We start from the raw sequence: 6000 nt of genomic DNA, 5'->3' as shown, positions 1-6000 counted from the left end.
GCCTTCAGGACTTTGTCTGGCAATCAGAAGCTGTTTCCGCATTTCAGCGAGGCGGGCGCGGCAGTATTCGCGATAGAGCAGGTTGAATATGGCGGGCATGGGGGCCCCCATCGTTTGAGTATCGCTATGAGATATTCCGAGTTTCTAAGCCCCAGCGATGCTGCCCGATGTGAGCCCATCCACAGGCTGCGTCAAACTTCAAAGGATGATCAGCTAACTTGCTTGTCGGTGCAAAAACGGAACAGGGCTAGTCACCTAAAATCTAGCATAGCAGCCTTCTGTTTCAGCAAAACTGCGTCAAACAACTCAAGATCGCTGCTGCGCGAATAAAAATCCAACCACAGCGCGAAATGAATTACCACTGGATGCAAGCACCGTTGGCTGCAACGCCGCCTATTAGCCACCGTACCGAAGCAAGAATGGATCAACCGAGGCAGCTAGTCGGTCTGCCACTTGCATGTTCGGCGTGGACTGCGTTTCGGTAGGCAGCGAACCGAGAGAATTGACGGCCATCCCGGCACCAGCGGCAAGAACAGCTATTACAATCGCGGAGAGATATTTGATCCTCATGGCGATGATCCTCCCATCGCTGACACAAGACAATTGTGTTCGCTGAAGATTGGTTCCGTTGCGGGCAGGTCCGTGGTTGCGAACGATGCAAAAATGTTGGCCGGGATTGAGGCGTCCTCCCGGCCAAACCGCCGCGCGCGTCTATTAGAACATTCCGATCGAGGCGAAAAGCGCAACCTCGATTAGGACAGTGAGGCTCATGATGCCGACAGTGAGAATTGCTTCGCCCGGTGGTAGAGGCGTCATAGCGTGCCTCGCATATTGCGAAGCCCCGAAGCCCAATAGCCAACCTGCCGAAGTCGGGAATGTTTCAGTTCCAAGCGCGCGTTAGGCAAAGATGCCTAACGCATTTCGAGTTCCTTGATCGCCAAAGCCGCAATTTGTGCCGGGGCAAGGACCTCCGTTTGCGCGATCTTGATGATCTTGCTTGCGACCATTTCCGTGAGTGGGTCGTCGCGATCCTGGACACAAAGCGTATGGAGCGCCTGCTCGTAAGCTGCCGTGATGCGGCTGACCATTTCCGGCTTTAAATCGACGGTTTGTAATCGCAGGTAGGTAGACATTTCTTGCCTCCTAAGCCCACGCGGGCGAACATGATAGCATGGGAACCCGATTGCCGATCGGATAACTTTGGACGTTCGGAGCAGCGGTATTAGTGCGAAGCCGGGATCAAGGTGGCATATCGCTCGTTACTGCGGCGGCGGCAGGATATCCGTGCACGGCAAGGAGGCGGTGCACGTCAAGGCCAACGGTGGCAGCCATGGCAGATACCCCTTCGACCGCGCCCGTGGAGCATCGCCGGGCGATCTGCAACGAAATTGGTGAGCGACTTCGCGGCACCCTCACGGACGATCTCGCCCCGCTACCATTGCGACTGGAAGGCATGGTGGAGCGGCTGACCGAATTGGACAGCGCCGCACCATCGGCCGCGCCGGATCGACAGGACGATGCGCCATCCCGGCCACTCTTGAAATTTGTGTCGGCGCTTTGGCGGGTCCTCCGAAGCGCAGCTTGAGACGCGGTTTACCTGGGCAACTACGGGGCCACGAAGATCGCCTAGCAAACGCGCGCGGGGCGCAGCCAGCGTGTCGCGCCATGCGGCGGCGATGATCCATTAAGGAATACCTCTGGCCTATCGGTAGAATTCGGGCCGAAAACGGCCCTGTGAGCTTTCCGCGACGCTTATGCCCGAGAACGCGAGGTTGTGGTGCGGCAGCATGCCCGCGGCGCCGATGGCGCGAGGGTATCAAGGCTCTCCGACCTGTCGCTCGATGAGGCGGACTTTCAACGGCCTCGGCCGTAAACGGCCACTGGTGAGGTTTTCGGCCGCCGCTACTTGGCCGAGGCCGCTTGCGCAAAAATCGCAGTGAACCAGATTTGCTCATCAGCCCTCGTGGGAATCGGGCGCGTGAGGTCCGCTGTGCCCCCGATAGCAGCGGAATACCGGACCTAACGGGAGGTCCGAGTGGGCCAATAAGCGACATTCCGGGCCTCCTTGCCAAAGTCCATTTGGTGCCGCCGTCTGAACCGTCTTACAATCTACCGTGGTGTTGGATTGCGGTCATGGTGCAGGAGGATTGACCAATGACCAGCAGGTATTTTGAAGAAATCGAAGTTGGCGACAGCTTCAAGGCTGGCCCCTATTTTGTCTCCAAGGACGAAATAATACAGTTCGCAAAGCAGTTCGATCCACGGCCGTTCCACCTCGATGAGGAAGCTGCGGCTCGTTCAGTTTTTGCGGGACTGTCGGCATCCGCTGCCCACACGTTCGCGATTTTCATATCGTTAACCAACAAGTTGCAGCCTCCGCGCCGTGTCCTTGCCGGACTGGGCTGGGACGAGCTGCGGCTGCCGAATCCGGTACGCCCAGGAGACGAGCTCGATCTTGAAGTGACCGCTTTGGAGAAACGGGAGTCGAAGTCGAAGCCAGATCGGGGCATCGTGCGCAACCAGGTCCGTTTGCGTAATCAAAGACGCGAAATCGTATTGCAGGCGATCGGCAACATTCTCGTTGCGAGGCGCCCGGATGCGAAAGCAGCCACGTAGGCCTTTGTCGGCTTGGTCGGCTGTCTGCTATGGATCAAAGGCAGCCCTCGTTGGCCAGCATGAACTTGGTCGGGTCACCTGTCGGAAGCGGACACCCTTGCCCTTCAGGCTAAGGTCAGCCACGGGCCACAAGCGGACGACCGCGCCGCTAATTGATCTCGCTCAGTACACGCCAATCAGCTTTAAGCCTGCGATTAGCAGCACGAAGCCAAGTGCCTTGAGGATCATCGGGGTGCGCCACTGTATGCCGAGCGCGGTCCCTAACAACGCGCCCATGCCGGCTCCAATTGCATAGACCCATAGATTTGGCGGCAATGCCTTCACGATGGCGATATTGCCGAGCAGCCCGGCGACGGAATTGCACAGGATAAATACAGCGGCCACGCCTGAAGCGGAGCGCGTGTCGGACCAGCCTAAGAACAGCAACAACGGGGAGAGGAAGATGCCGCCCCCGGTGCCGGTGAGACCAGATAGAAATCCGATTCCGATGCCGCATAGAACGCCGACCCAGATCGGCGGGTCTTCCGGTTGAAGGTTGGATTTCAGTTCGCGGGGCCAGAGCAGCCGCACACCGCTCATCAAAAGCACAACGCCAACTAGCGGTCGGTAATACGCGCCGGGCAGTTGGATTGATCCACCGACGAACGCAAATGGGATCGCACCCACAGCAAAGGCCAGAACACGCGCCACCGGAATAGACCAGCTCGCAGGAAGCGGAACGACGTGAACGCGGATACAAGGATGTTAAGCGCAAGCGCGGTCGGACGCATCACGGCGGCCTGTATGCCGAACAGCGCCATAAGGGCGATGTAGGCGGACGCGCCTGCGTGGCCTGCTGCGCGCAGTCCTTGCCCAACGCCGCGAGCGCGAGGTGCGTCTGCTGACGGGGGACGCGGTTTCAGCCACCGTTGCGCACGAGATCAAGCAGCCACTGTCAGCGATGATTATGAACGCCAGTACGGGCCTGCGCTGGCTTGATCGCGCGACGCCCAACATCGATGAGGCCAAAGCTGCATTACAAGCAATCGTGAACAGCGGGCACCGTGCGGACGCAGTGATCGAGAATATTCGGCCACTCTTCAAGAGGGATGCGCGAATCCGGACCTCGCTCGACGTCAACAGTCTGATCCGCGAAGCTCTGGATCTCGTGCGCGACGACCTGAAGACGCATCGGGTAGCGGTTCAAATCGACTACAACCAATCGCTTCCACCGATTGAGGGCAACCAGGTTCAGCTGCAGCAGGTGCTCGTGAATTTGATCACGAACGCGATCGATTCAATGGTCAGTGATGATGGGGACCGAGTACTTTCCTTAAGATCTAAGGTATACGAGTCCGGCAGTCTGATGGTGTCGGTGGAAGACGTGGGGAAGGGCGTCGAGGCGAGCGCGATGGATCTGATATTCAAACCGCAGTTTACGACTAAAGTGCACGGGATGGGGATGGGGCTATCGATTTGCCGGTCGATCATCGAGGCGCATGGGGGGCGGCTGTGGGTGACCGCAAATCTGCCCCGAGGCGCCATTTTTCAATTCACACTTCCCGCCCACCGGGAGCACTACCATGCGCAGTGTTACTCTTGAAAGATGCAGGAGGCTGAATTGCCTATCGGGACGCTGATCTCGATCATCAGGGCTTTCACGAGGCTATAGCGCGTCTGATGAGATCGCGGTGGTTCACGGTGGAGGCTTTCCCATACGCGCTAGACCAGCAGCCGGGTGTTAAGGTGCACCTCCAGATCAGCGACCTTCCGACTGATGGAAGGTAGGGGGGACGCCGAGCCGCTGACCCGCCGCGGAGAGACTGTCGGGTTCGGCCGAGTCTACCAAGATCGACATCCCTTCGAGCCGATCAGGTAACGCATCACAATGGAAAACGAGGCGAGGGCGCTCCGCGCCGCTAGCTCCTTCCCAGTCAGCGAGTCGGGCACGGCCGAGGACGAGGTCCGGGACAACGTGACATTAGTGCTCCGATCGGCGCGCAGCCGATGACCTGCTGTTATCGATTGCATGATCAAGAAAAATGACCGTCGCGGCGCGACCCGCCCTAGGCTGGCTGAGACGGCCGGGGTCTGTGATGGCACGCACCGTTACTGGTTAGATATTCGTTGCGGTCTACAGTTATCGGACAGCTCGAATACATGGTCTGCTTAGGTACAGGAGGACTATCATGACGAACCGTTCGCTTCTGATCGTGGCAGCAAGCTGCTTCATTTTCTTTGCACCAGCAGCATATGGACGCTCGGCGTATGACGGCTCCTGGGACCTTGTCTTCGTGACGCAAAGTTCGGAAGACTGACGACTCGGTGCGTATTGCCACGGAGCTCGCGAGGGCCGCAGACGGACAGCGGCTCTGGTCCGAAAAGTACGAATTTCAGCTGCTGAACATCTTCGACATTCAGGAAGAGATGGCAAGACAGATTGCCGCCACCATAGAGCCCGAGCTGTCGAAAGTGGAACAGCAGCTGGCGGCTCGCAAGCCGCCGGAAAGCCTTGATGCTTGGGACTGCTACCAGCGTTGCCTCTGGAATCTGTGGCGGTTTACGACGCCGGGTTTTGACATTGCGGAAGAATACTTTCAGAGGTCAATCGCCGCTGATCCGCGTTTCGCGAGAGGACACGGCGCGCTTAGCTATGTGAATATTCAACGTTCTCTCTACGATGCGCCGGAAGCCAGGGGCCCTCGGCTCAAGACCGCTTTGCACCAAGCCCGAACCGCCGTATCTCTCGACGAGTTGGATTGCTTCTGCCATTGCGCGCTGGGACGCGCTCTATGCCTCACTCGGCAGAACGAAGAAGCGTTCGCCGCGATCGGCTTGTCGTTGGAGCTCAATCCCAGCTTCGCACAAGGCTATTTTGCGCAAGGCTTCAACCTTCTATGGTGCGGACGCGAGATCGAAGCGGAAACACTGCTGGACCATGCCACGATCTTGAGTCCACGCGACAGCCATCTGTGGAGCTTCCACCACACCCGTTCATGGGCACACTTTTCCTTTGGAGAGTACGATATCGCTACGGAATTCGCCCGCAGAGCGACGCGCCAAGCGAACGCGACGTATCGTGCCTTTGCGACCTTGGCCGCTTCGCTAGGACGCCTTGGTGACGAGGCGCAAGCAAGCGCCGCCTTGTTAGATTTGATGGAGCGCAAGAGTGATTACACGACCGGAACTGCCCGGAGAGAGCTCTTCTTCTGTAGGGACGCCCGATTCTTGACCAAGTACACTGAAGGACTGCTCTCGGCCGGCGTTCGCGAAGACTAGCTGCTACGCATTAAGTTGCGGCACGGACCTCAACGCGCCCCGATGTACCTGACTCGTCCAGGTATTCGTTCAAAGTGAAAGTCAAAAATATGCGTGGGTGATCCGCTCGGCAACGATCGCGGGGGA

At 58.2% G+C, this 6000-nt stretch carries 7 protein-coding genes; 5 read left to right on the top strand and 2 right to left on the bottom strand.

Going from position 1 to position 6000, the window contains the following annotated elements:
• Positions 1 to 911 precede the first annotated feature (911 nt).
• Positions 912 to 1133, bottom strand: coding sequence for a hypothetical protein (locus A3AS_RS0113925; protein ID WP_026201980.1), 222 nt, complete (start codon positions 1131 to 1133; stop codon positions 912 to 914).
• A 197-nt stretch (positions 1134 to 1330) separates the two neighbouring features.
• On the opposite strand from A3AS_RS0113925, the gene A3AS_RS47205 reads away from it, so the two are divergent.
• Positions 1331 to 1585 carry a hypothetical protein gene (locus A3AS_RS47205; RefSeq protein ID WP_084674828.1) on the top strand — a complete coding sequence of 85 codons (255 nt, stop codon included), beginning with the start codon at positions 1331 to 1333 and terminating at the stop codon, positions 1583 to 1585.
• Between the two features lie 569 nt (positions 1586 to 2154).
• The gene (locus tag A3AS_RS0113920; protein WP_018318194.1) at positions 2155 to 2616 is read left to right on the top strand and encodes a MaoC/PaaZ C-terminal domain-containing protein; all 462 of its coding nucleotides are present in this window, start codon (positions 2155 to 2157) and stop codon (positions 2614 to 2616) included.
• Positions 2617 to 2778: 162 nt separating this feature from the next.
• On the opposite strand, the gene A3AS_RS44620 is transcribed toward A3AS_RS0113920, so the two are convergent.
• The gene (locus A3AS_RS44620; RefSeq protein WP_157644273.1) at positions 2779 to 3306 is read right to left on the bottom strand and encodes a sulfite exporter TauE/SafE family protein; all 528 of its coding nucleotides are present in this window, start codon (positions 3304 to 3306) and stop codon (positions 2779 to 2781) included.
• Between the two features lie 181 nt (positions 3307 to 3487).
• Here A3AS_RS44620 and A3AS_RS43435 point away from each other — a divergent pair, with 181 nt between their 5' ends.
• From A3AS_RS43435 to A3AS_RS0113900, 3 genes are all read left to right on the top strand, one after another.
• Positions 3488 to 4198: a sensor histidine kinase gene (locus A3AS_RS43435; RefSeq protein ID WP_018318193.1), complete on the top strand. Its 711-nt coding sequence runs from the start codon at positions 3488 to 3490 to the stop codon at positions 4196 to 4198.
• A 586-nt stretch (positions 4199 to 4784) separates the two neighbouring features.
• Positions 4785 to 4913, top strand: a complete 129-nt coding sequence (locus tag A3AS_RS49785; protein WP_256375088.1) for a hypothetical protein — start codon at positions 4785 to 4787, stop codon at positions 4911 to 4913.
• A gap of 7 nt (positions 4914 to 4920) precedes the next feature.
• Positions 4921 to 5874, top strand: coding sequence for a hypothetical protein (locus tag A3AS_RS0113900; RefSeq protein ID WP_018318192.1), 954 nt, complete (start codon positions 4921 to 4923; stop codon positions 5872 to 5874).
• Positions 5875 to 6000: the final 126 nt, after the last annotated feature.

The organism is Bradyrhizobium sp. WSM2793 (assembly GCF_000379585.1).
Lineage (GTDB): Bacteria > Pseudomonadota > Alphaproteobacteria > Rhizobiales > Xanthobacteraceae > Bradyrhizobium.
This window is presented reverse-complemented; position numbering and strand designations above follow the sequence as displayed.